Source organism: Pseudoalteromonas sp. CuT4-3 (genome assembly GCF_035666335.1).
Taxonomy (GTDB): domain Bacteria; phylum Pseudomonadota; class Gammaproteobacteria; order Enterobacterales; family Alteromonadaceae; genus Pseudoalteromonas; species Pseudoalteromonas atlantica.
Window position 1 is genome coordinate 198,992 of sequence record NZ_CP142030.1, and the last position, 21,616, is coordinate 220,607.

The 21,616-nt window shown below is 39.3% G+C and carries 18 protein-coding genes, 1 pseudogene and 1 riboswitch; of the genes and pseudogenes, 10 read left to right on the top strand and 9 right to left on the bottom strand.

The window, feature by feature from the left end:
• Window positions 1-33: 33 nt before the first annotated feature.
• Together VOI46_RS00965 and VOI46_RS00970 are read right to left on the bottom strand one after the other, a co-directional pair.
• Entirely contained in the window at window positions 34-1,125 is a 1,092-nt protein-coding gene (locus VOI46_RS00965; RefSeq protein ID WP_324738124.1) for an MBL fold metallo-hydrolase, read from the bottom strand.
• A gap of 130 nt (window positions 1,126-1,255) precedes the next feature.
• On the bottom strand, window positions 1,256-1,912 hold the full coding sequence (locus VOI46_RS00970) for a DUF2959 domain-containing protein (protein ID WP_004588426.1): 657 nt from the start codon (window positions 1,910-1,912) through the stop codon (window positions 1,256-1,258).
• An 85-nt stretch (window positions 1,913-1,997) separates the two neighbouring features.
• Between VOI46_RS00970 and VOI46_RS00975 the strand changes: the two genes are divergently transcribed.
• Together VOI46_RS00975 and dtd are read left to right on the top strand one after the other, a co-directional pair.
• On the top strand, window positions 1,998-2,900 hold the full coding sequence (locus VOI46_RS00975; protein ID WP_029773504.1) for a virulence factor BrkB family protein: 903 nt from the start codon (window positions 1,998-2,000) through the stop codon (window positions 2,898-2,900).
• Complete coding sequence (gene dtd / locus VOI46_RS00980) at window positions 2,901-3,338, top strand: D-aminoacyl-tRNA deacylase (protein ID WP_004588424.1); 438 nt, start codon at window positions 2,901-2,903, stop codon at window positions 3,336-3,338.
• Here the strand turns inward: dtd and VOI46_RS00985 are convergent.
• A complete protein-coding gene (locus VOI46_RS00985) occupies window positions 3,335-4,036 on the bottom strand; it encodes a hypothetical protein (protein WP_004588423.1) in 702 nt (233 codons plus the stop codon). The genes dtd and VOI46_RS00985 overlap by 4 nt on opposite strands.
• 432 nt (window positions 4,037-4,468) lie before the next feature.
• Here VOI46_RS00985 and VOI46_RS00990 point away from each other — a divergent pair, with 432 nt between their 5' ends.
• The gene (locus VOI46_RS00990; RefSeq protein ID WP_004588422.1) at window positions 4,469-5,362 is read left to right on the top strand and encodes a bifunctional GNAT family N-acetyltransferase/hotdog fold thioesterase; all 894 of its coding nucleotides are present in this window, start codon (window positions 4,469-4,471) and stop codon (window positions 5,360-5,362) included.
• Window positions 5,363-5,434: 72 nt separating this feature from the next.
• Here VOI46_RS00990 and VOI46_RS00995 read toward each other — a convergent pair whose 3' ends face one another.
• From VOI46_RS00995 to dapA, 5 genes are all read right to left on the bottom strand, one after another.
• Window positions 5,435-6,469: a phospholipase A gene (locus tag VOI46_RS00995; RefSeq protein WP_004588421.1), complete on the bottom strand. Its 1,035-nt coding sequence runs from the start codon at window positions 6,467-6,469 to the stop codon at window positions 5,435-5,437.
• A gap of 209 nt (window positions 6,470-6,678) precedes the next feature.
• Window positions 6,679-7,800: a succinylglutamate desuccinylase/aspartoacylase family protein gene (locus VOI46_RS01000; protein WP_004588420.1), complete on the bottom strand. Its 1,122-nt coding sequence runs from the start codon at window positions 7,798-7,800 to the stop codon at window positions 6,679-6,681.
• A 5-nt stretch (window positions 7,801-7,805) separates the two neighbouring features.
• On the bottom strand, window positions 7,806-9,011 hold the full coding sequence (locus VOI46_RS01005; protein ID WP_004588419.1) for a PLP-dependent decarboxylase: 1,206 nt from the start codon (window positions 9,009-9,011) through the stop codon (window positions 7,806-7,808).
• The gene (locus tag VOI46_RS01010) at window positions 9,011-9,751 is read right to left on the bottom strand and encodes a 2,3,4,5-tetrahydropyridine-2,6-dicarboxylate N-succinyltransferase (protein WP_004588418.1); all 741 of its coding nucleotides are present in this window, start codon (window positions 9,749-9,751) and stop codon (window positions 9,011-9,013) included. The genes VOI46_RS01005 and VOI46_RS01010 overlap by 1 nt, the downstream gene beginning before the upstream one ends.
• Before the next feature lie 15 nt (window positions 9,752-9,766).
• The gene (gene dapA, locus VOI46_RS01015) at window positions 9,767-10,651 is read right to left on the bottom strand and encodes a 4-hydroxy-tetrahydrodipicolinate synthase (protein WP_004588417.1); all 885 of its coding nucleotides are present in this window, start codon (window positions 10,649-10,651) and stop codon (window positions 9,767-9,769) included.
• A 128-nt stretch (window positions 10,652-10,779) separates the two neighbouring features.
• Window positions 10,780-10,976, bottom strand: a riboswitch (Lysine riboswitch).
• A 194-nt stretch (window positions 10,977-11,170) separates the two neighbouring features.
• Here dapA and VOI46_RS01020 point away from each other — a divergent pair.
• The 7 genes and pseudogenes from VOI46_RS01020 to VOI46_RS01050 form a co-directional block, all read left to right on the top strand.
• Window positions 11,171-11,686 (top strand): annotated as a pseudogene (locus tag VOI46_RS01020) (DNA-3-methyladenine glycosylase I); the annotation flags it as partial.
• Between the two features lie 109 nt (window positions 11,687-11,795).
• Complete coding sequence (locus VOI46_RS01025; RefSeq protein WP_004588415.1) at window positions 11,796-13,172, top strand: tyrosine-type recombinase/integrase; 1,377 nt, start codon at window positions 11,796-11,798, stop codon at window positions 13,170-13,172.
• A 106-nt stretch (window positions 13,173-13,278) separates the two neighbouring features.
• Window positions 13,279-15,870, top strand: coding sequence for a hypothetical protein (locus VOI46_RS01030; protein WP_232424004.1), 2,592 nt, complete (start codon window positions 13,279-13,281; stop codon window positions 15,868-15,870).
• Complete coding sequence (locus tag VOI46_RS01035; RefSeq protein ID WP_004588413.1) at window positions 15,863-17,899, top strand: hypothetical protein; 2,037 nt, start codon at window positions 15,863-15,865, stop codon at window positions 17,897-17,899. Before VOI46_RS01030 ends, VOI46_RS01035 begins: the two co-directional genes overlap by 8 nt.
• A gap of 16 nt (window positions 17,900-17,915) precedes the next feature.
• A complete protein-coding gene (locus VOI46_RS01040; protein WP_004588412.1) occupies window positions 17,916-18,302 on the top strand; it encodes a DUF6262 family protein in 387 nt (128 codons plus the stop codon).
• Between the two features lie 285 nt (window positions 18,303-18,587).
• The gene (locus VOI46_RS01045; protein WP_004588410.1) at window positions 18,588-19,628 is read left to right on the top strand and encodes a nucleoid-associated protein; all 1,041 of its coding nucleotides are present in this window, start codon (window positions 18,588-18,590) and stop codon (window positions 19,626-19,628) included.
• Window positions 19,628-20,827 (top strand): hypothetical protein, encoded by a 1,200-nt coding sequence (locus tag VOI46_RS01050; protein WP_004588409.1) that lies wholly within the window; start codon window positions 19,628-19,630, stop codon window positions 20,825-20,827. Before VOI46_RS01045 ends, VOI46_RS01050 begins: the two co-directional genes overlap by 1 nt.
• A gap of 412 nt (window positions 20,828-21,239) precedes the next feature.
• On the opposite strand, the gene VOI46_RS01055 is transcribed toward VOI46_RS01050, so the two are convergent.
• Window positions 21,240-21,599, bottom strand: coding sequence for a DUF6488 family protein (locus VOI46_RS01055; protein WP_004588408.1), 360 nt, complete (start codon window positions 21,597-21,599; stop codon window positions 21,240-21,242).
• Window positions 21,600-21,616 lie beyond the last annotated feature (17 nt).

Genomic DNA, 21,616 nt, shown 5'->3' on the forward strand with positions numbered 1-21,616 from the left:
ATTACAATCATCCTAAAACAGTTCAGCAATGAGTTACAGTGAAATACTTTCGCCTTCGTTTAAAATATATAAAGGTGTGGTTGAAGCCATTTTATTGTGCATATAAAGCAACCTTAACAGTGCTGAATGGCTTGTCCGGTCGCCCATTTTCCAGCTTGAGTTACCATAGCCCCACGGTATCATTACTTTACAGTTAAGATCACTAGCTGCATTTACAGCATCCTCTGGTGTGGTGTGTACATAACGATACCAAGTAGGGCTGTCTTCACTGTAATACGAGGCTATGGGCAGTAGGCATATGTCTATATCGCCATACTTTTGCTGAATGTCTTTAAAGTGTTTTGAGTAGCCGGTATCGCCTGCAAAAAACACGGTACTGCCGTTTTGCTCAAGCAACCAGCCATTCCATAGGTCTTTATCGTTATCTTCGTAAATAAAGGGCACCAATACACGGCTACTAAAGTGGTGCGCTGGTAGGGCATGAATCGTTAAATCATCAAGCTGTGTTTTTGCATACCAGGCCATTTCGCTAATGTTATAGCCACCAGTAGGGAAGTTGTCGGCCATACCTAATGGCGTTAAGTATCGAGGTTTATTACCAAGCTCTTCTATATCGGCTTTATTAAAGTGATCGTAATGAATATGCGAGTACATCACTGCACTTAAGTTTTTAAGCTCGTTTTGTGTAAGCCAATCGCCGGGTTGCCTGTAAAACCCTGAGGCTAACCTAAAGGCTAAATCAACAGGTGAGTCGAACTGCTCTTTTACAGGGTCAAATAGCACGTGTTGTCCGTTAGGTGTGCGAATCATAAATCCTGCGTGTCCTAGCCAGCGCACGGTAAAGCCCGTATTTAAATTAATTGGCTTTTGCTCAGCAATAAATTGGCAATCTTCAGCGTCTTGTTTGCATTGTAATTTAGGGCTTGGCGGGTAGCAGCCGGTTTCGCAGGTGGTGGGGTAGGTTTTTTTGCCAGGGTAGAGGTTATAAAAGCGTCCTTTTCGCTCGCCTGTTTGATGCTGCGGGGTAAGCGTGCTTTCCTCTGCAATCACCTCAATGCGATTAGCGGTTTCGCAAGCGCTAAGCAATCCACAAATAAATACAAGGCTGGTGGTTTTTAGTTTCATTGTTGCTATCTATTATTATTTTTATAAAAGTATAACAACATCAAAAGATTAACAAATAGTTCAAAGGTAACAAAACGTAACAACAAAAAAGCCTGCAATATGCAGGCTTTGTTAGGCAGATTTTAATTGATTAGCCAGCGCTATTCATTTGCTCTATAAACTTGTTTGAATCGGCAATTGATTTATTCATGTCGTTCATCAGTACTTGAATATCACGCTTTAAATTAGTGAATTCGCCTTTAATAGCGGCAACCGCTTGTGCGTTTAAGTTATGCTTTAGGTACAGTACGTTATCTTGTAAAGACGATAGCACTGGTTCCATTTTGCTTTCTGCACTGCGCATAGAGCGAAGTAACTGGCTAAATTGGCGTTGTGTAGCCGCTAGTTTTTTACTGCTTTCGCGTTTAAGCGACGCGCTTTTGTATTGCTCAAGCTCATCGCTCCATTCGTCAAATAAAGCTTCTGCTACATCTTCAACTTTATTAATATTGCTCGACACTTCATTAGCGGCTGCTAAGCTCGACTCATAATCGTCGTTAAGTTGATTGTAGGCATCTTGTAACTCGCCGCCATCAAAATTAATTAAGGTCGTTAGGCGCTCAAGTGCTGATTGAAATTCTTCTTGCGACTCTTCTTGTGAATCTTTGGTTTCTTCTACGCGGTCAATAAGAATGTCGCGCTTATGTACACCTACTTTTTCCATTGCAGAATAATAGGCCGACTGACAGCCCGATAAAGTAAGCGTAATGGCCAGTACCGAGGCGCTAAGTAATGTTTGTTTTTTCATTTGGATCCCTATTTACCAGTAAGTGCTGTAAATTATGGTGCTGATTGCTATCATAATCAAAATTCGATTAGCACAAGTCAATTGTATGAATGATAAGCTCTCCCTTTATAAACAGCAAGCTATCTCCTTTTTAAGGCAACAGCCAAGCTGGTGGATGCAGTACGTTAACCGCTGTATAGACGATCAAATTACAGTAAATGCGGGCTACCTTGCCTATGTTACTTTGCTTTCTTTAGTGCCTTTGATAGCGGTAGGCGTGGCAATATTTTCGGCCTTCCCGGGGTTTGAATCGACCCGCATAGCCATAGAAAGCTTTTTGTTTACTAACTTTGTACCTACCTCATCTGATGTTATTAAAGAGCATATAAGCTCCTTTGCTGGCAATGCGAACCAAATGACCGCGGTGGGTATTGGCTTTTTAGCGGCGATTGCATTGCTGCTTATACGTAATGTTGATGCCACGCTTAATCGCATTTGGCGTATTAAGAAAAAACGCCCCATGATGATCTCTTTTGCGGTTTATTGGATGGTATTGAGCTTAGGCCCCGTACTGCTGGGCGCAAGTATTGGTGTTACATCGTATATTGTTTCGTTAGTGTCGTTTGCCGATCAGGGCATTCCTGGGTTTAGTGGCTTTTTGTTAAAGCTGGTGCCTTATGGCTTTTCGATGATTGGCTTTTTAATGTTATACACTTTAGTACCTAACACGCCTGTATCTATTCGGGCTGCGCTACCTGGGGCTCTTTTTGCGGCAGTATTATTTGAGCTGACTAAAAAAGGCTTTGCGCTTTATATTAGCCATTTTCCTTCGTACGAAGTAATTTATGGCGCTGTTGCGACCATTCCTATTTTATTTGTGTGGGTGTATTTGTCGTGGGTGGTGGTGCTATTAGGGGCCGAATTTACCGCCTGTATAAGCCCTAATCATGTACCACAAACACCAGAGATAGACATTGATGAAGAACTAAAAACAGAGGAACGCAGTTAAATGCAAGGCTTAATACAACGTGTAAAAAGTGCCAAAGTAGAAGTTAACGACCAAGTTATAGGTGAAATTGGCCAAGGTATTTTATTGTTACTCGGTGTTGAAAAACCAGACGATGAGCAAGCCGCCGACAAGCTGTTGCATAAAGTAAGTAATTACCGAATATTTACCGATGAAAACGACAAAATGAACTTAAGCCTAAAAGATATAGGCGGTGAGTTACTCGTGGTGTCGCAATTTACATTAGCGGCTGATACTAAAAAAGGCATGCGCCCAAGCTTTTCATCTGCAGCCACACCTAGCCAAGCTAACGCGCTTTACGAGTATTTTGTAACTCAAGCTAAAGCGCAAGGTATCAGTGTGGCAACGGGAGAGTTTGGCGCCGATATGCAAGTGAGCTTGTGTAACGATGGGCCTGTTACGTTTAACTTATCGGTTTAATTACCAGCTTTAGTAACAATAATAATATGATTCACAAAGCCCGCAATTTTATGCGGGCTTACTTTTACGCCAAACACATTAAATAGTAATTGCTGTAACTGAATTAACTGCGACTCATGTTGCGATAAAAAGTTAATAAATAACGTGCCACCTGCGTTTAGCGCATCGTATATTTTTTGATAAAAAGCGCGTTCAAACAAAAATCGTGGTGCATCTATCTGGCTAAATAAATCAAGAATAATCCAGTCATGGCTATGTGCCTTGCTAAGTACATTTTGCGCGTCATCACACTGCACGTCACTTTGGTTTTTAAGAGCGAAAAAATCTGTATAGCAGGCAATTATATCTGCATTTTTTTCAACTGATGTTACGTGTGTCTGCGGGTAAGTGTATTGTAAGTAATTACGTATAGCGCCACCGCCAAGGCCAAGTTCTAACACATGATTTGGTGGTGCTAAGGTTTGCCACTGCTTAGCTAAATAGGTTAAATGTGGAAATAGTAAGCGCTGTGGATTGTTAAGCTCTATCACCGATTGCAACGTATCGTTAATCAGCAGCCAGCGAAGCTGCCCGAATTGGCGAACCTGTATGTGATCGCCTGCATATTTATGCCAGTAAACTAGTTGCCCAATATCTTGGCTGTGACTAATAAAGTGGCTACTCACTACACCCGTTAAAGGGTTTATAAAATCGCTCATAACATTAAGGGCCTGTTGACCTTTCAGGATTAAAGTTTGTTCAATCTAGGGGGCGATTTAATCGCGGCGCGAGATTTGTAACCTAGTGGGCTCGGTAACTGCTCCTGCGTTACTCTACTGGCTTACACCCATGTAGGCAACAAAGAGTAAATTTCCCCTAGGCAGAACCCTTCGCTCAGTGCATGTTCAATCTCTAAAGGCCCAGCATAAACTAGCTGATGCGATGGGTAAAACAGTTATTTTTTCGCTTGCTTACCAAAGTCGTATTGGCAGTGTTTAAAAGATGGAGTATGGTATTTGCCATAATAATTCCAACCAACTTAATCTTTAATTTTCTAATGTAAAAACCAATGTGCAGGTTAAAGAGTTATTCAGTTGGATTACATGCCGTAGCCTTTATTTTTTATTTACGGCAAAACAACAGGAGTATATATGTTTCAAGTAACTACACCGCAGAGCAGCGAAGACTGGCAAGCGTACTATCAATTACGTTGGGAAGTACTACGTGCGCCTTGGAATGAGCCTCGTGGCTCTGAACAAGATGATATGGAACAAGACTCAGAGCATCGCTTTATAAAAAATAACAACGGTGATGTGCTTGGTGTGGCCCGTTTACACTTTAACAACCATGAACAAGCGCAAGTACGTTACATGGCCGTAGCCGAAGGCAACCGTAATCAACATATTGGTAGCCGTTTATTACACGAGCTTGAAAAAATAGCATGGACGCAAAATGCAGGCGAATTAGTGTTATTTGCTCGCGAGCGTGCGCTTGAGTTTTATAAGCGCCATGGCTACGAGCTAAAAGAAAAAGCCCACTTAGCGTATGGCGATGTACAACATTTCAAAATGATTAAGCAAAAGCCTAGTGAGCCGGGTTGGTTTCGCCACCCTGATTGGACGCAAGTACTGCAAAATATTTGGCGTGAATCAATCCCAATTAGTGATGCAATGGGTATAAAAGTAGAAAGCTACACAGATTGGCAGTTTACAACGCGTGCTGATTTAGACGCTAACTTAAACCTACACAACACTATGTTTGCAGGCTCTATATACAGCTTAGCAACCTTAACCGGTTGGGGCGCAACGTACCTAGCGCTTAAAGAGGCAGGGCTTGAGGGTAATATTGTATTAGCCGATGCCACTATAAAATACTTAAAACCACTTAATACCGACCCACGCGGTTGTGTTGATGTGCAAACCTGTAAAGGTAAACTCAGAGAGCTGGAAACAACAGGCAAAGCAAGTTATGTAGTACCTGTTACTATATTTGATGGCAGCGATGTTGTTGCAGAGTTTGAAGGGGTGTTTGCCGTTAAAAAATAACGAGTAACGCTTTAATAAAAAAGCCAAGCACTTTATAAAAGGGCTTGGCTTTTTTTATGGCGTATTAATAAATTAGAGTAAATCAGTAAGTAATATACCTACACCAATACGCTCTACATCAGCGTTATAATCAATTAGGCTCTCACCGTAACCGTTAAAATATTGTGCGTAGCCACGCAAACGACCCCAAAGAGGGAATGACCAATCTAGTTGAAGTGCACCACGGTTATCTGAATTTAAATTGTTACGAGTCATAAAGCTAAACTCGTGATCGTGATAACGATACGCCCCGCCAAATTCAAAGTAACCCATGTATTTGTAAATATCTGGATTGTCGTCGCCATCGGCTTCTAATATATTGTCTTTTTCATCCTCGGCAATGCGATACCAAGGTTTAAAGCTAAATACAAAACCGCTCTTTTCCCATATAAAATCGGCGTAAATTCGGTTCCATGAACGAGAGTTTGGCTGGCTGCGGCCATTAGATTGGTGCGAAATACCCAGCGCTATGGCCATTTCGTCGCCCCAAAGTACGTTTTCTTGGTCTAGGTAGTTTACCCAAAATATTTCTGGTTCGTAGTTGGTTTCACGAAACGGAGAAGAAATCTCTGAGTTATAAATTTGCCAATACGACTGCAAGGTAAAGCCAAAAAATATGGCTTGGTCGTCATCTGCAAAATCATCGTACAGTGGCACTTTAATAGAAAGCTGGTATTTAGCCTCTAGGTTATCAAGGGGTTCGCCATTTTCTTCATCTGTTAGCTCGTCAAAGCCATCAAACGGGCGATCGTTAGGGTGCGAGACATACGATAAAGGTAAAATGTAGTTACGTTTATGCGGCGTAATTACGTTACGATTTTTTTTACTTACCTCTTCGCGAGCCTTGCGTTTATCAAGTGCGGTAAGTTGTTTGTTTTCTTCAAGGGCGGAACACTTTGTGCGCAGCTCGTCTAAGGTTTGCTTACCATCGCCACCAATTACTTCATTTAAAATACATTGCTTAACTAGCTCTATGTCGTTGTCTTGTTCATTTTTTTTAACCTCTTGTTGGGCAAAAGAGGGTGTGCTTAGTAAAGCCGTAACTGCAATCCAATAACGCCAGCTCATTGTTTATTCCTTTGAGAGTAAGGTAGATTTATAAATTATAACGTGTTTTTACATTTGTAACAGTGAACTTTCACTGAATTTACACTTATTTGATTACCTTACGTTTACACCGTTATCACAGATCAAAAAAAGCGGCATATAGCCGCTTATATTGTAAGTTAGTTAACTTACTCTCACGCAATGAGAAGGGGGAGTTATAGCGCGGTGCGTTATAACTCAAATACGTTAGTAAAAAACTTATAAAGTTCAGTGCCTTGGTTTACGCTTGCTGAGGCAAAATGCAAAATAGCAATTGCATCGCAATCAAGGCTTAATGTTTGTAGGGGCTGCTCAGTTAAATAGCGCTCCATGCGCAATATATGGGCTATTGGCTCACCTGCCTTTATGTGTGCGCCTAACGGGGCAACATATTCAACCATGCCGCCAATCGGCGCATAATAAGCAAAGTAGTCACCTAAATGGCACGCATAACGAGTCATCTGCTTAGGTTGATGCGCTGCATCTACCAATACATTTTTATGGTTCAAATAGCTTAAAATGCTGTTTGCATCGTCAAAGGCGGCTGCTAAATCTATTTTTTCTTGGCTGCCTAGCTCTACTGTAAAGGCCTCAACCTGTACATTAAAGTCCCTGCCTTGCGCACTAAGTGCATCACTTAGATGCCACCATGGGCAAAAGCTAGCTTCATCCATTGCGCCATCAAAGTCGCTTGGAATAAGCAGTACGTGTTCAATATTAAAATAACGTGCGCTGTCGCTCGCATATGTTGGACAGTACAGATGCTTACTTGAAATAGGCCCCGTGTGTAAGTCGAGCACGATATCGGCTTGATGCGCAAGCTTTTGCAGGTTAAGCGCAATGCGTTTACCGGTATTGAGTAAATAAGCTGGGCCGTTAAGTTTGGCATCTATTTCATCAAGCAGGGCTTTTTTAAAATTACTTTTTAAAGCGGCATCGTCGTACTGGCTATGCTCGTGTGCAAACTGGGTAACTAAATCACTATTGTAGTGATACATACGGTTCCAGTTAGTGCCAGTAATAGGGTCGAATCGGCCAAGGGTAAATTCCCCTGATTTTTGATTACAACCAATAGGGTTAGCATAAGGTACTAAGGTAATGTCGCCTTTTAAATTGAGCTGTTTTAACTGCTCTAGCAGCTGAAAAATAACCGCGTTACCTTGTACCTCGGCGCCATGCATATTGGCTTGAATATACACGCTTGGCCCGCTGCCATCGCCTTTTAAGCGATACACCGGAATAGTTAGGGGTAAGCCGTTTGCTACTTCCCCTACTACAATGTTTTCTTGGCTAATGGGTGTTGTTATGCTCATGTTTATTACCTTAAGTAGTGACTGGCATCTTCTGCTTGGCGCACACACGTGAGCTCGCCATTTTGTAACACGTATTCTGCAGCTAGTTCATGGCATAAAAAATAGGGCATGCTTTCGGTAAAACCATAGGCACCACATTGGCTAAACACCAGCCAGTCTTGCTCGTTTAAATCGCTTGGTAGGCTATGCTCGCCTAAGCAATCAAGGGCAGTACATAATGGGCCATATAAGCTCATTGCTTGTTCTGGCGCTGTTGATTCGCGCAGTAACGCCGCAGGAAAATCTTGGCTTGTAACAGCTGGGCGCAATAAGTGGTTAATACCACCGGTTAAAATAACTTGCTGTTGCCCGTAGTTTTGTTTGCACTCAACGACGGGGTTCGCGTAATGGCCGCATTCGCCTACAGCGTAACGGCCAAGCTCCATCCAAAGCTCGTCTACACCCGCATCTTTTTTAATTTTTGCCAGCGCGGTGATTAATCCATCCCACTCAAGTGTTGCATCGTTTGGTGTGTAAGGAATACCTAAACCGCCGCCTAAGTCTAAAATTTTCAGGTTTATATTTAAGTTATTAGCCAAGGTGGTAAGCGGTGCAATCATTTGCGACCACAGCTCGCTTAGCTTTTGCGTGCTAAGCATGTTGCCCCACTGAAAAATATGCAGACCATCAAAACTAAGTGCTGGGTAATCGCCAGTATTGAGCGCTTGCCATTCATCGCAACCAAGCCCAAACGGAGTAAGGCTGTCACCCCCTAATGGGTTTTTTTCACCTTCTGGCCAGCGTAATTGCACACGCAGTAATACTTGCAGCTGCGTATTTTGCAGCTGCGCTTGCTGGTTTAACCAACGTACTTGATTGAGGCTTTCGGCAACAAAAATACGCACGCCGCGCTCAATAAAGTGTTTAATTTGTTTAGGGCTCTTTGCAGGCCCTGTGTTGAGCACGCGCTGTGAACTAATACCTTGTGCAAGGACTTGTTCAAGCTCACCTTTACTTGCTACGTCAAAGTTAAATCCGGCGCTGTCTAGGCATTGAATAACCTTAGAAAGCGGATTGGCTTTTACCGCATACCAAAGCTTTACATCGGTTTGCGCAATTAAACGGGTAAGGTGTGCGTTTAGTTTGTCTAAGTCGTAAACAAAAAAAGGTGTATCAAGTTGCTGAGTAAGTGTATTTACGGCGGCCTTGATAGGCGTGCTCAAAAAGCTCATTATCGTAAAACCTCTTCTAGCAATAACGATGCATCGCTTTGCTCGTCGCGGTATTTAACAATGAGTGGACATGACATGCTTAAGCCTTGCTCACGAGCCCATTCGTTAGACGCAGGGCGAGAGCCTGGTATTACAATAGCGTACTCTGGAATTGGCTCGCCTTTATCTAGCTGGCGCTCGTTAACACAGTCGTAAACCGGAATAGTTGCAGATAAACGCACACCTGGGGCAAGTACCGCGCCTTTTTTAACCACTACGCCTTCAACAATGACACAACCTGCGCCAATAAACGCATCGTCTTCAACCACGACTGGGCTTGCCCCAATTGGCTCAAGTACACCACCAAGTTGAACAGCTGCGCTTAAATGTACATTTTTACCAACTTGTGCACATGAACCCACTAATGCGTGGCTATCAACCATAGTACCTTCGTCGATGTATGCGCCAATATTTACGTACGCTGGTGGCATAATAATAGTGCCTTTAGCTACGTAGGCACCGCGGCGAACACTGGTGCCACCTGGTACCATACGCACGCCATCGTCAGTGCTAAATTCTTGTGGTGCAAGGTTATGCTTATCAACAAACCCGCCTGCAAACTCGGTGTTAGTGCCATTTTTAAAGGCTTCTAAAATGCCTTGTTTTACTTCTACGTTAGCTTCCCATTGGCCGCTTTCGTTTTGTGATGCTGCGCGTACTGCGCCCGATTCTAAATTATTTAGTAGTTCTAACCAGCTCATTATAAAAACCTGTGTTTAATGCCAAGATAAAATGGTGTCGTTTGCAGTGGTAATGCAATCGGTTTGCGTTAACTCAAGATGCGTTAAAGGTGGACGCAACAGTGGGCTATTTAAACGCCCTTGCTGGTGCATTAGCACTTTAACGGGAATAGGGTTTGCTACAGCAAATAGGCTATTGATAGCGCGAGTCCACTGAGCAAATAAATTGGGGTGTTGACCGCTTAGGCTGCGCTTTACAAATTCGTGTGTTTGCAAAGGCCATGCATTGGCCGCAACCGAAACTAAGCCTTTTGCACCTGCTTGGGCAAAGTAGGGCATAAGTGCATCGTCGCCACTGTATAGCGCTAAATTAGGCGCGGCTTGTCGGTATGCTTCAAATTGGGTGATGTTGCCACTGGCTTCTTTTAAAGCCCACAGTTTTGGGTGCGCTTTTAAGTTTTCAATGGTTTCGATAGGAATGCTTACACCGCTGCGCCCAGGTACGTTGTACAACATACACGGATGCACGCTTTCGTTTAATAAGCTTTCGTACCAATGTGTTTGACCTACAGCCCCTGGTTTTGCATAAAGAGGCGAGCCTAATAAGTAGCTGTGAATAGGTAATTGGTTACAGTAGCTAACCCATTCTTTTTGTTGGGCCAAATTACTACCACCAACAGCAACCATAAGCGGTACACTGGATTTTAATTGGCACACGTGCTCAACAATGCCTTGCTGCTCTTTAAGCGTAAGGGCTAAGCCTTCACCTGTGCTACCGAGCAGTAAAATACCGTTGTGTGCCGCTTCTTGTTCGCTAACAAGTGTTGTGAGCGTGTCGTAGTCAACATTACCTTGTTGATCAAACGGCGTAACAAGCGCTGTCCACAGTGCGTAGTCGTCTAAATTGAAGTTGTGAATCATCTCTTACGAACCTATAAGGTGTTCGAGATATTAAGGAGGCTGTATGATGTGAGCCGCATTAACGTCGTTCGAACAGTATTCGAAGAGCGAATGGGCTTAAAATAATAGGGCGCACGGCCTTATTATTTAAGACCAGAAGCTCTCCACCAAACTAATAAGCTGCTCTAAAACAGCTATTGGTGACAGTCGCTAGGATTCAACCTAGTCGCCCGAAGTAATTGCTTCGCAAAAGCGTTTACCTCTCGGCGGTATTCCCCTCACATATGCTCACTGGAGTTTGCGCTCCTAACATACGCTACCTGAATAACGCACCTCTTCTAGCCCTTTGTATTTTGTTTAACCGCAAAAGGTTTAACAAAATACAATTTAAATAGGGTAATTGCGGCGATTAAAACATTTTAGCCGTCTAGGTGTCAAGTTGCAGGATACAGATTAGTTCATCGAAAATGTGGGTGGTTACGTATTAGCTGCTTTTCTCGTAAACTAACCCTATGAGCAGTGATGAGGTATTTAATAAGTATGGAAAAATTTAGCGATATTTATAAGCGAGCAGTAGAGCGAAAAGGTTCTGAAAAAATGCTTAAGTTATTACTCGCAAAACCCTTATCTAAAAAAGCATTAAGCGCATTAAGTGACGACGATTGGCTTGAAGAGTTTACCCGTAAAGTATTTCAAAGCGGGTTTTACTGGTCGGTAATAAACAGTAAATGGCCAGGTTTTAGAGAGGTTTTTTGGCAGTTTAGTGTTGATAAATTACTTATGATGCCGCCCGATATGCTCGAGCAAAAAGCAACTGATGAGCGCATTATTCGTAATTATAAAAAGGTAAAAACAATTCCTGAAAATGCCTACATGATCCACGAAATAGCACAGCAACATGGCAGTTTTAGCAAGTTCGTAGCTAACTGGCCAGGCGATGACATTATTGGTTTATGGGCGCATTTAAAAAAACACGGCGCCCGTTTGGGTGGAAATACTGGCCCGTATGCCTTAAGAGCGCTTGGTAAAGATACTTTTTTACTTTCGCGAGATGTAGTCACATCTACATCACATTAATGCTAATCTCATCTTTGATGAATCTCTAATTTGTTACTATAGTTTAACTTAATATGTAATTTACATTACCCACATGTTGAGGATTGTTATGGTTTCTATAGTGATAGTAGATATAAATATGGGGTCACTACCATCTTTTGATGGGGAACTGAAAAATATATCTAAAAACCAACAGATACGCTCAATTAACTTTCAGCACGAACACATTTCAGAGAAATTTCCGTTATTAGCTAGTGCCACCCGTCTAAAAGAATGTCTAGAAGTAAACCTTTTTCTTGAATATAGATACAAAGGGAAATTTCTTCGGCCCAAGAGAGGGGGGCAAAAAAATTTATTAGGCGGTGTAACAGTAAAAACAATTAAGAGTATTGCCAACTCATTAAAAATTTTTCTTAACTGGCTTGAAGACAGAGGAATTGATTGGCAAGACTTATATACCGTAGCAGAATCTGAAAAAACTAAGGAATGGCTCCCACCATATCAGTTTCGGGCTCACTTAATTGATCGCGTTAAACGAATTGAACTATCACTTAATACGGCTAACCTTTATGTCTCACATGTTCGTCAATTCTACGAGTGGGCTTGGCAAACAAAACGTATTGAAAAATTGCCATTCAGCTATAGCAACAAAATAATTAAGAAAAAGCGTTCGAGCTCTGAGTTTGATTTAATATTTACATCTTTTAGTAATAATCTTGGCATTGTTGTTCAAACCAATGATTTAACTATCCCCAAAAAACACCAACAGAAGAAAATGATATTAAATGATAGTTTGTCTCCTTTTAGTCAAAAAGAACTATGGAGCTTCTACTCATCTGATTACATGCAATCTAAATCACGTAAATTGTGGGCTGATTTAGCTTTGTTGTGTGGTTTGAGGGCTTTTGAAGTTACTTTACTTAACGAATCTCAGATCGTTGATACGAACCTTGATGAAACCAAAGTGTATGCTGTTGATATTGTTGGTAAGTTCAACAAGCACAGGAAAGTACTAGTCCCACGTTCTTTAATGACTCGCTTATGGGTCTATAAAAATTCTGGTGAACGCCTGAATCGTTCAGCAAAATGGGATGATCATAATAGTTCGATTGATAAACCATTATTTATCAATCGTTCAGGCAAGCGCTTAAATGAAGGTTCAATTACTAATATAACTTCGATAACAGCAAAAGAATTTTCAAGTAGTAAGGTGAAATTTACTCATTCATTCCACGATTTACGTGCTACTTTTGCAACATCATTAGCTCGTTTTTTATTAGAAAATGATTTACCACTTGGCTTTATTCAGTACAAGCTTATGACGTTATTGGGCCATTCCAACTTTTCTACTACGGAGAAGTACATCAACTTGGCGCGAACTGTTACTTACGATAAACACATGCAATCTTGGGTACTAGATATCTTTGGAGATCTTGAGCAAGAATTGAGTATTGAAGCAACGGAATTGGAAGTAGGTAACTTATAGAATGCGGTTAATCTTTACTAATACGGACAAAAATATAAAGCTAAACAAAGTCTTAGCTAATAGTGAGTGCTTAGCTAACGATATTTATACTTGTCATCAGCGATATATGAATGACAAAGTAAAATGGAAAAAGACAGAAAAAACAATAGCTAGTCAAATAAGATATATAATAACTAGTTTTGACGAACTTCTTGATATTCTGAACCAAGATGTCAAGTATAAACTGTTAACCAAAGGGCTTGAGGCATTAAAAGATCCCGAAACATGGAATCACATTGAATATGCATCGCTACGGACAGGTAAAGGAATAAAAAATGCGTTTATCACCTTGGCGAGGCTTTATAATAACAGTCTTGAATTGCATCCACCAAGCAAGGTCAATCTTAAAGGCTACATCACAGACATAGCCAAATTATATACCGCCTCTGAATTACTTTTTAATGACTATCATGCTTTCTTATCGCGTTTATTAGGTAGTGATAGAGATCAACAAACACTACGCCGAATCAAGGCATCCACTCATGCTACGCTAATTCAATTAATTAAAAATAGCAGTTGTCGTAAGTTACTTGCTCAGCATGGCTTAAAGGCTTTTGCTATAGATGCTGAGTTATTGAAAATGGCGAGTAAAGCAGAAAGATATAATCAGATTCATTTTCAATTAATGCTCTCAAACTATGGAATCAATGTTTTTGAACAAAAGTTAATCTATATAAGAAATGATTACCAAGTAGATTTTACTGATTTGTTTTTAATCTCTTCCTCGCTGTTTAAGGATATCGATTGCTATTCAAAAATTATAGGGATCACAGTTGATCAACATCTTAAAAGCAGTACTGTGAGAGATAAGTTTTCAGCTTTTAAGCGCGCACTACCTATGCTTCAATCCGCATTATCGGCCTCACAGAATAAGCAACTGATTAATAATGGGATAGTTACGATTCTTGATACTGAAGGTCTACTCAAAAAATTACACGATGATACGAAACTTCCTAGATGGGTATTTTTATTATTATATGATGTTTGTCGATGTAATTATCCAGATAAAACACCAGAATTATTCTCGTTTAGAGATAACTTCCTCTTATTCCCTGGTGTAGATAAAAACAGAGAGCTCCAGTGCGATTTTACTCCAATAAAAGCAATCTCTGAATATATGTATCATGACTTTGTTCAATTGTTAGATGACTTCAAAGCTAATATAGAGCAAAAAAATATTGTAATGACTAGTGTTTACCACAACTATCAACAAATAAAGTCTTTGTTCAATAAATTCAGTAACACCTTCACACAAGTACATCTAGATATATTGGTCCAATACGGTATTAAAGGGTTTTCCGTTAATAATGGTCTCGTTCAAAAACACTTATTAGCAGAGTTACAATCAAGTGTTAATAACAACTCATTCAATCGCAAAACAGCTAGAACTTATCGTTCTAGCTTCATATGGTTAATGCATGAATTCGGCATTCCGTTCTATGATATTTATCCAATCAAATTAGCCAAGACAGTAAAGCATAACCAACAGCTCAATATCGATGGCTTCTATACTGAAGGACAATGTAGGGAGTTAGCTTTTCATATTGAGAAGCTATTGGGTAATGACAACACCAGTCTCTATCATAAGATATTATTACATTTCGGTAAGATAATTTTAAAAACAGCTTGGAACATTACTCCTTTACTTAATTGTGAGTGCGAGGATATTGTTGAAGTAGTATCTCCACTCACTAATAAAGCTGAATATGCGGTGGTACTTCAAAAAGGACGTGCAGGATATCGAAATGATACTTATTTATTTGATAAAACAAATTTAAAAGCCGACGCGCTAAAAAGTGCTATTTCAGATTTACTAATTGTTCGTGATGAGTTAACTCGGGATTTAAGAAATCGAGCAAAGCATAAGAATTTTGTATTTATCTACCCTCGCAATGGTCAAGTTCTAAACCTTGAATACCCATCTGTTAAACAACTATCGACAATACTTAAAAATGCAGGTTGTCGTATAAACTTCGTCGCACAAAAGATCCGTACAGGTGGTGTTAACCACATATATCGAAAGCTGAATAAAGACCTCAAGAAATGTACAGATATAACAAATCATTCATTTGATACTTTTGAATCAAGTTATCTACGTATCGATCCTGACCAGTCCCGCTACTCACTTAATCAAGCAATAAAAGTAATGGGTGACTACTTCACGGGAAAAGAAATATCATCTGAAATTCACATAATTACCGATGAATCTGCCAGCAAGCATCAAGAAGTACCATCAGGTACTTGTGCAGCTCAAGCTAATAACAAAGAAGCAAACCGTTACGATAAAGAGCATCGAAAAATTCATCAAGCCATAGGACATAAAGATAGCAAGTTATGTGCAGACTTTTTAAGTTGTATATGGTGTAAATACTTTCGAGTGGTTATTGATGCGGAACACATATGGAAACTATTGAGTTATAGGAATTATATTTTGTTAGGTATGGAAATGTCTGTTGTGGATTATGATGTTAGCAATCAGCAGAGTGCGAGTATCAACATTCTAAAGCAGCGCGTAGATGACATTATCAATAATTTAAGAGAACGAAACAAAAAAGTAGTAGATGATGGATTCATGTTATTAGAAAAGCAAGGAATGCATCCTGATTGGGAGTTCGCTTGCCCATCAATGACAGTGATCAAGGAAAATAGTAATGGCTGATCTTAACGATATAATTACTCTTGCCATTACCGTTGATTCTACTATTTCAATCAATCCACTATCAAAGGTTGAAATAGAAATGCTATCAAATTTAGTTGTATGGGATAAGAAAACACCTGGCAATAAACCGATGTACTTTGGGGGTAGTTACTTTAAGCAAGCTGATACAGATAAAAATGCTATTATAATTGATACAGGCTTAGCAGAGTTTGATTTTGAACTAAAAGCAATAATGATATCTGCATTGCATTTCGGTACTGTTGAAGGTGGTACACCTTATAAATGGCGTTCAGTAGCTGAACGGATTCGCAAATTAAAAACATTTTGTGTGTTTCTTCAATCCAAAAAATACACAAGCTTCCGAGATTTAAACAACACACAAGAACTTAAGCTGCGCAATATAATTCAAGACTTTATATGTTTGCCCAAGTTACAAGGAGGTTTGGAGCATAGTAAATATAGCTCGGCAGCTAAAGCAGTTCGTGACGCTTTAAACTTCCTGCATGTCTATGGCGTAATCAGTAAAAATCCCTTATCAGCATTAATCGATGAACTTACTATTATCAAAATCAATAAGCATGAGGAGGAACATAGGTTAAAACACTCAATAATTCCAACCACAGTGATGAAATCAATCCTAGCGACCTCTACTGAATACATTGAAAAGGTAAAGGGCGACATTGACAGCTTTATTGACATACATACGAGAGCTAATCAGAAAATAAAACTAAGCAAAGCAAAAGAAACACGACACCTTTTAATTACAAAAAATAAAAATTTAATTGCTGAATTAAGAGCAACTAGAAATTGTATAAAAAACCTTAACCTCCACGTTTATACTTTAGTCTTGGCGTTCACTGGAATGCGTGATAGTGAAGTATATGCATTGAAAAATCACTGTCATTCAAAAAGAGTTGAAACGGGAGAGCTTGTATTTACAGTAAGTAGTCATTTATCTAAAACAACCGAGGGGTTTATAAAGCTCGACTGGGTAGCCAATCAAATTGTTTATGAAGCTATCGATCTGTTAAGTAGGGTTAATGAGATTTATAAGGAAAGAGCAAAACTAATACTCAAATATCACAAAAATATTATGTCAGATAACGAAATCAATAAATTTGAACAAGGCATTAAAATTAATCGTTTATTTGGGGTTCAGCACACTTGTAATACAGCCCGATTTATTCATGCACCTAGAGGATCTGATAATGTTAACGGCTCTATATCGTTAGATAAACATAAAGTTAGAGTGACAGCTCATGATATAGCACAACTTGAAAAAATGGGTTGCAACTATCAATCTATTAGCCACAACAGCGGTAAACGGGGAGTAAAGTATAAAGTCGGTTGTTTTTTCAACGTCACAGCTCATCAATTTAGACACACATTTGCTTGGTTTATTATTGCGAATCGCTTGGGAGATTTAGACGATATAAAATATCAATTTAAACATCTAAAACAAGCTATGTCGTTGGTTTACTCCAAACGTGGTTATGAATCATTAAATGATTTACACACTGTAATTGAATACTTTGAAGAGCTAGTGAATAAGCAAGCTATTGAAGATATTGTTGAATCTGCAAAGAAAGAGCAAGTTGCAGGAGGGGGTGGTGAGAGACTTTCTAAACTTCTTACAAAGCTTAATTCAAATGAAGAACGCGTTATTTTCACTACAGCGCAGCAGCCTCATTTTAGTAATACTCAAGAATTAATAGATTTCGCGACTAAAAACAGCGATAGCGTTAGGGGATTACCGCACGGCTATTGTACAAAAGGTGCTGAATGCAAGATCAAAAATGCATCAGATCCTTCACACTGTTTATATTGTGATACCTATTATGTTACTCCGAGGCATTTACCTTATTGGAAAGCAATTAAACGTAGCTGCGAGCAAAAAATTGAACGTATTCAATCACTACCCGACAAAACACGTTATCAATCATTTCTAACCGGATTAGAAGACAACCTAAATGCAGCAAACGAAATCATTAATAAGCTCATGTTAACTCCTAATACCAATATTAAATAAACCAAAGAGAACTGATATGTCTACCCGTGAAAAATTACTGTCTTGTGTAAAAGAGCTTAAGCAAAATAACGAGCTGATAACCATTACGAATGTTGCAAAAAAATGTGGCGTTTCGCACTCTTTAATATATAACCACCATCCAGATATTAGAGAAATGATTAATAAACTAAAAAAAGAACAAAAAAAACAAGAGTTATTGGAACAGCAAAAATCACAGACGGACGCGTTACTTAGGCGCAATGAAAACCTTAAAAAGAAATTATTTCAAGCCAAAAGAAATGATGATAAAGAGACTATTGCTATGTTGATGACCCATATCCAAGAGATATATTCAATGTATGATTCCTTATTAGAGGAACGCAATGCATTTGCGAATAGGCTTTTAGAATTAGAAAATAGCTAATCATTAAATTAACATTCTTAAGTCAAGACAATATTTGAGGTTGCATTTTGAAGATTAAATGTAAGGTCACTATGTGCTAAGACATCTCTAAATTGACCTGAATTTCGGCAAAGAGCGAAAAGCGGTTTTTGATAAAACTTCTTACCTGCCCTATGTTGCTTATTAGCGCTTGCTTTCTGTAGGTAAAACAATTTAAAGTTTGAATGATTTAGAATCATATAAAGCAAGGATTAGCTTTTCTCTTCTCTTTTTAAAGTTCCTTGTCCAAAAATAAACAGGCGATGTATGGCAATTAAACATGTAATTATTCATGTTGTAAAACGTGACAAAGATGGTGAACGACTTTCAAAGCAACTCAGGAATAATGAGAATAGCACGGAAGGAATGACAGCACAGCTAACGGACGGATTGTTGGAACTTTTTTCAAATGCTCATCTCAATATCGGCGAATTTGGTGTAGATGGTGATAATGAAGTTGAACCTGCCTTTGAGCAGAAACTAAAAAAGTACTACGACGATGAATGTAAATGTTCTGACTTTGTTGCTATGACAAAAGAATTGGCGAACAAATATGAAAGTGTCATCTTAGGTGATCAACTACATTCTGTTAAAGGCGGTTATCTGGTGTTTTATCAATATGAAAGAAACGATGATGATTGGTTGGCTGTAGCTATTTTGAATAAAACCGAAGGCATCGATGTAGCCGCTAATCTGGAAGTAGTAGCCAGTGAAATCTTAGATTTGAAAAGGCTTCATTTAGGAGCCGCTATCAACCTTACTCAGTGGAAAAGTGAATTGAGCACAAGATATGTTCGCTTCCGAACAGGCTTAGCAGCCGAGGTGAGAGATTATTTTGAAAAATTTATCGGGTGTCAAAGAGATAAGCTGGCAGCAACTGTTGAAACCAAGAAATTAAAAAGTGCTATACAAGATTATGCAAAGAACGCTTGTGGCATGGACGATGATGTCGTGTCACAAAAAGTTGCACAAGCGCATGATTACATTAAAGAGCAACAAAAACTTGGGAATCAAGTCCAATTGAGTCATGTATCAAATCATGTTTTTCCAGATCGTGCAGATGAATTCGCTAGGCAGGCGAAAGAAATACATGATTTGCCTGAAGAGCTTGCTATTGACGCAAAGGTACTAAAAAGCTACAAAAAACTTTCTGGTAGAGGAAAGGGTATTGCGATTAGCTTTGATAGAGATATGCTAAACACCACTGTAAAATATGACGATGGAGAGCTTACCTTTTCAGATATCCCTGACTCTTTGCGTGCAGCGATTGAAGAAGAGCTAGAAGACGATCTTGGTCAAGATAACTAATGAGCACCCAAACTCTCGACGCATATGCCGCAGTTTTCGCTGCACTTGATGAAAAAGAACTTCAAGACGGTGAATTTAAAGGATGGCTTCGCCTTACACCACAACTAAAAGATAAGTTGGTGTTACTAGCTGATGCGGGGTTAACTACAGGTTCTTACGATTTTAATAAAGATGGGAAGCACGTTTCTAGCGCAAACCTTAGCCAACTTAAGCCAGCACACTTTGAAAATAATATACGATTTTACATCGAGCTAACCGCACAACAAATCAAGTCAGACTATGCAATTTGTTGTGAATGGAATGAACTTCTGGCTAATGAGCTACGTGTAAAATCACCAGTTCAATATATTTTTTTCACTAACACTAGTACGTTATTGACACCAAATAGTGGAGACGAAAAATATGTTAATTATCTGAATGTGCACAAGGTCTATGAGTTTGTAAAAGAGTTGGCTGAATCTACGGAAGGTGGAGATAGTACCATTTTCTATGAGCGACCTTTGAATTTCGAGTTTGTTTTGAAGGAGTCTGATTTAACGCACTCGATTGACCTTGATGCCCTTAAGAAGCTGCTGAGTAAAGATTTACATAAAGAAGCAATCACTTGCTTAATGTGCAGGGAGTTAGTTTCGTTTCTAAAAGATAATACGTTGAGGCAGCGGTTTAGCTATTTGATACAACATATGGACTCTTTGGTGTCGAATGTGCTGTTAAGCTACCAAAGCTATGTAGAAAATTACACTTTTGATAAAGTGCGTAAGGAATATTTGGAAAAGCGTACTGAGTATGTAAGCAAGCTTCATGGGGTCTTTGACAATATAGCGACTAAACTTTTATCCCTTCCGGCGGGTATTTGGTTTGCAACCACTCAAATAAAGGAAATTGAAGTAGGAGGCTTAGAAACGATGGCATTCGCAAAAAATGTGTCTGTTATTGTTACAGTGTCAGTATTAGCGGTATTACTAATTTTTAATTTGTTCGGTCAATTTTCAACAATTAGTACTATGAGTAAGGAATATCTCGGTGTATTTGATGCATTAGCTAAAACTTACGAAGATGAGGCTCCGGAGATAGGAAAAGCCAAAAGCAATATTGAAAGTGCGCAGACCCAGGTTGAAATCAAATTATACATTGCTATATGCGCAACACTTTCTCTTGTTGGATTAACAATTTGGATGTTTTGTAGAGCTTATAATTAATAACAAGACCCCCTTCTAACTACCATTTTCTCAAAGTAGTGGTGCTTTCATAGTGTCTAGTGATGTGTGATTTTTCAATCAATGGAGTCAGAGTTTTTGATTTTAACAATACTATTTAACGACTGCTTCTGGCACAGAGCTTTCCTTCGTCTCTAACGAGTTTATGTCCAAAAACGAGTTTGTATGGACGTCTGCTTCTCGCTCTAAGCTGCACTTCGAAAAAGTGCAAAAAGAAAAAGGCTCCCCCTTTTGGGGTAAAAAAGTTTCTGAATGGCTTAGGGCGTAAAGCGGATATTAGCGATTTAACCACAGATAGCTTCTTAGAATCTAAAGCCACATAATACATACAAAGATAAGTCGGTAAATGCAGCTATTATTTTCTGCATTTACCATCTTCAACTGAATTTAGAAATTAATGTGAATGACCATGTTCGTTCTTGAACATTTTTTCATCTTTAACATCCATAACTTTGCCAGCTTTACTTATGATAAATAGAAGCGTTTGATTATTCTGCGTATTTGTCGCTTTCAGCAGAACAGCATCACGAGTTTCCTCTACAACAGTAAAGTTGTCCTTAGTAACTTTGTTCCAAGAGCTATCTAGTTTGCCAACTGACATACCTTTATCTTTAAATGTTAAAGCTTTAGCAGAGGTTTGAGCTGCTTGTATAATTTTACTTTTTTCAACCTTTCCATGACCTTCGGAATGAGCCATTACAGAAGTCGTAAATACAATTATTGTAATAGCAGCTAGTTTAATTAGTACTTTCATTTTGTTTCCTTATTAAA

Bases quoted from the DNA above. Each gene is read 5' to 3' on its own strand.
- VOI46_RS01005 (WP_004588419.1), bottom strand. From the start codon at position 9,011: ATGAGCTTTTTGAGCACGCCTATCAAGGCCGCCGTAAATACACTTACT.
- VOI46_RS00985 (WP_004588423.1), bottom strand. From the start codon at position 4,036: ATGAGCGATTTTATAAACCCTTTAACGGGTGTAGTGAGTAGCCACTTT.
- VOI46_RS01010 (WP_004588418.1), bottom strand. From the start codon at position 9,751: ATGAGCTGGTTAGAACTACTAAATAATTTAGAATCGGGCGCAGTACGC.
- VOI46_RS00965 (WP_324738124.1), bottom strand. From the start codon at position 1,125: ATGAAACTAAAAACCACCAGCCTTGTATTTATTTGTGGATTGCTTAGC.
- VOI46_RS01025 (WP_004588415.1), top strand. From the start codon at position 11,796: ATGGTTTCTATAGTGATAGTAGATATAAATATGGGGTCACTACCATCT.
- VOI46_RS00970 (WP_004588426.1), bottom strand. From the start codon at position 1,912: ATGAAAAAACAAACATTACTTAGCGCCTCGGTACTGGCCATTACGCTT.
- VOI46_RS01045 (WP_004588410.1), top strand. From the start codon at position 18,588: ATGGCAATTAAACATGTAATTATTCATGTTGTAAAACGTGACAAAGAT.
- VOI46_RS01050 (WP_004588409.1), top strand. From the start codon at position 19,628: ATGAGCACCCAAACTCTCGACGCATATGCCGCAGTTTTCGCTGCACTT.
- VOI46_RS01030 (WP_232424004.1), top strand. From the start codon at position 13,279: ATGAATGACAAAGTAAAATGGAAAAAGACAGAAAAAACAATAGCTAGT.
- dapA (WP_004588417.1), bottom strand. From the start codon at position 10,651: ATGATTCACAACTTCAATTTAGACGACTACGCACTGTGGACAGCGCTT.
- VOI46_RS01000 (WP_004588420.1), bottom strand. From the start codon at position 7,800: ATGAGCATAACAACACCCATTAGCCAAGAAAACATTGTAGTAGGGGAA.
- VOI46_RS00990 (WP_004588422.1), top strand. From the start codon at position 4,469: ATGTTTCAAGTAACTACACCGCAGAGCAGCGAAGACTGGCAAGCGTAC.
- VOI46_RS01040 (WP_004588412.1), top strand. From the start codon at position 17,916: ATGTCTACCCGTGAAAAATTACTGTCTTGTGTAAAAGAGCTTAAGCAA.
- VOI46_RS00975 (WP_029773504.1), top strand. From the start codon at position 1,998: ATGAATGATAAGCTCTCCCTTTATAAACAGCAAGCTATCTCCTTTTTA.
- VOI46_RS01055 (WP_004588408.1), bottom strand. From the start codon at position 21,599: ATGAAAGTACTAATTAAACTAGCTGCTATTACAATAATTGTATTTACG.
- VOI46_RS00995 (WP_004588421.1), bottom strand. From the start codon at position 6,469: ATGAGCTGGCGTTATTGGATTGCAGTTACGGCTTTACTAAGCACACCC.
- VOI46_RS01035 (WP_004588413.1), top strand. From the start codon at position 15,863: ATGGCTGATCTTAACGATATAATTACTCTTGCCATTACCGTTGATTCT.
- dtd (WP_004588424.1), top strand. From the start codon at position 2,901: ATGCAAGGCTTAATACAACGTGTAAAAAGTGCCAAAGTAGAAGTTAAC.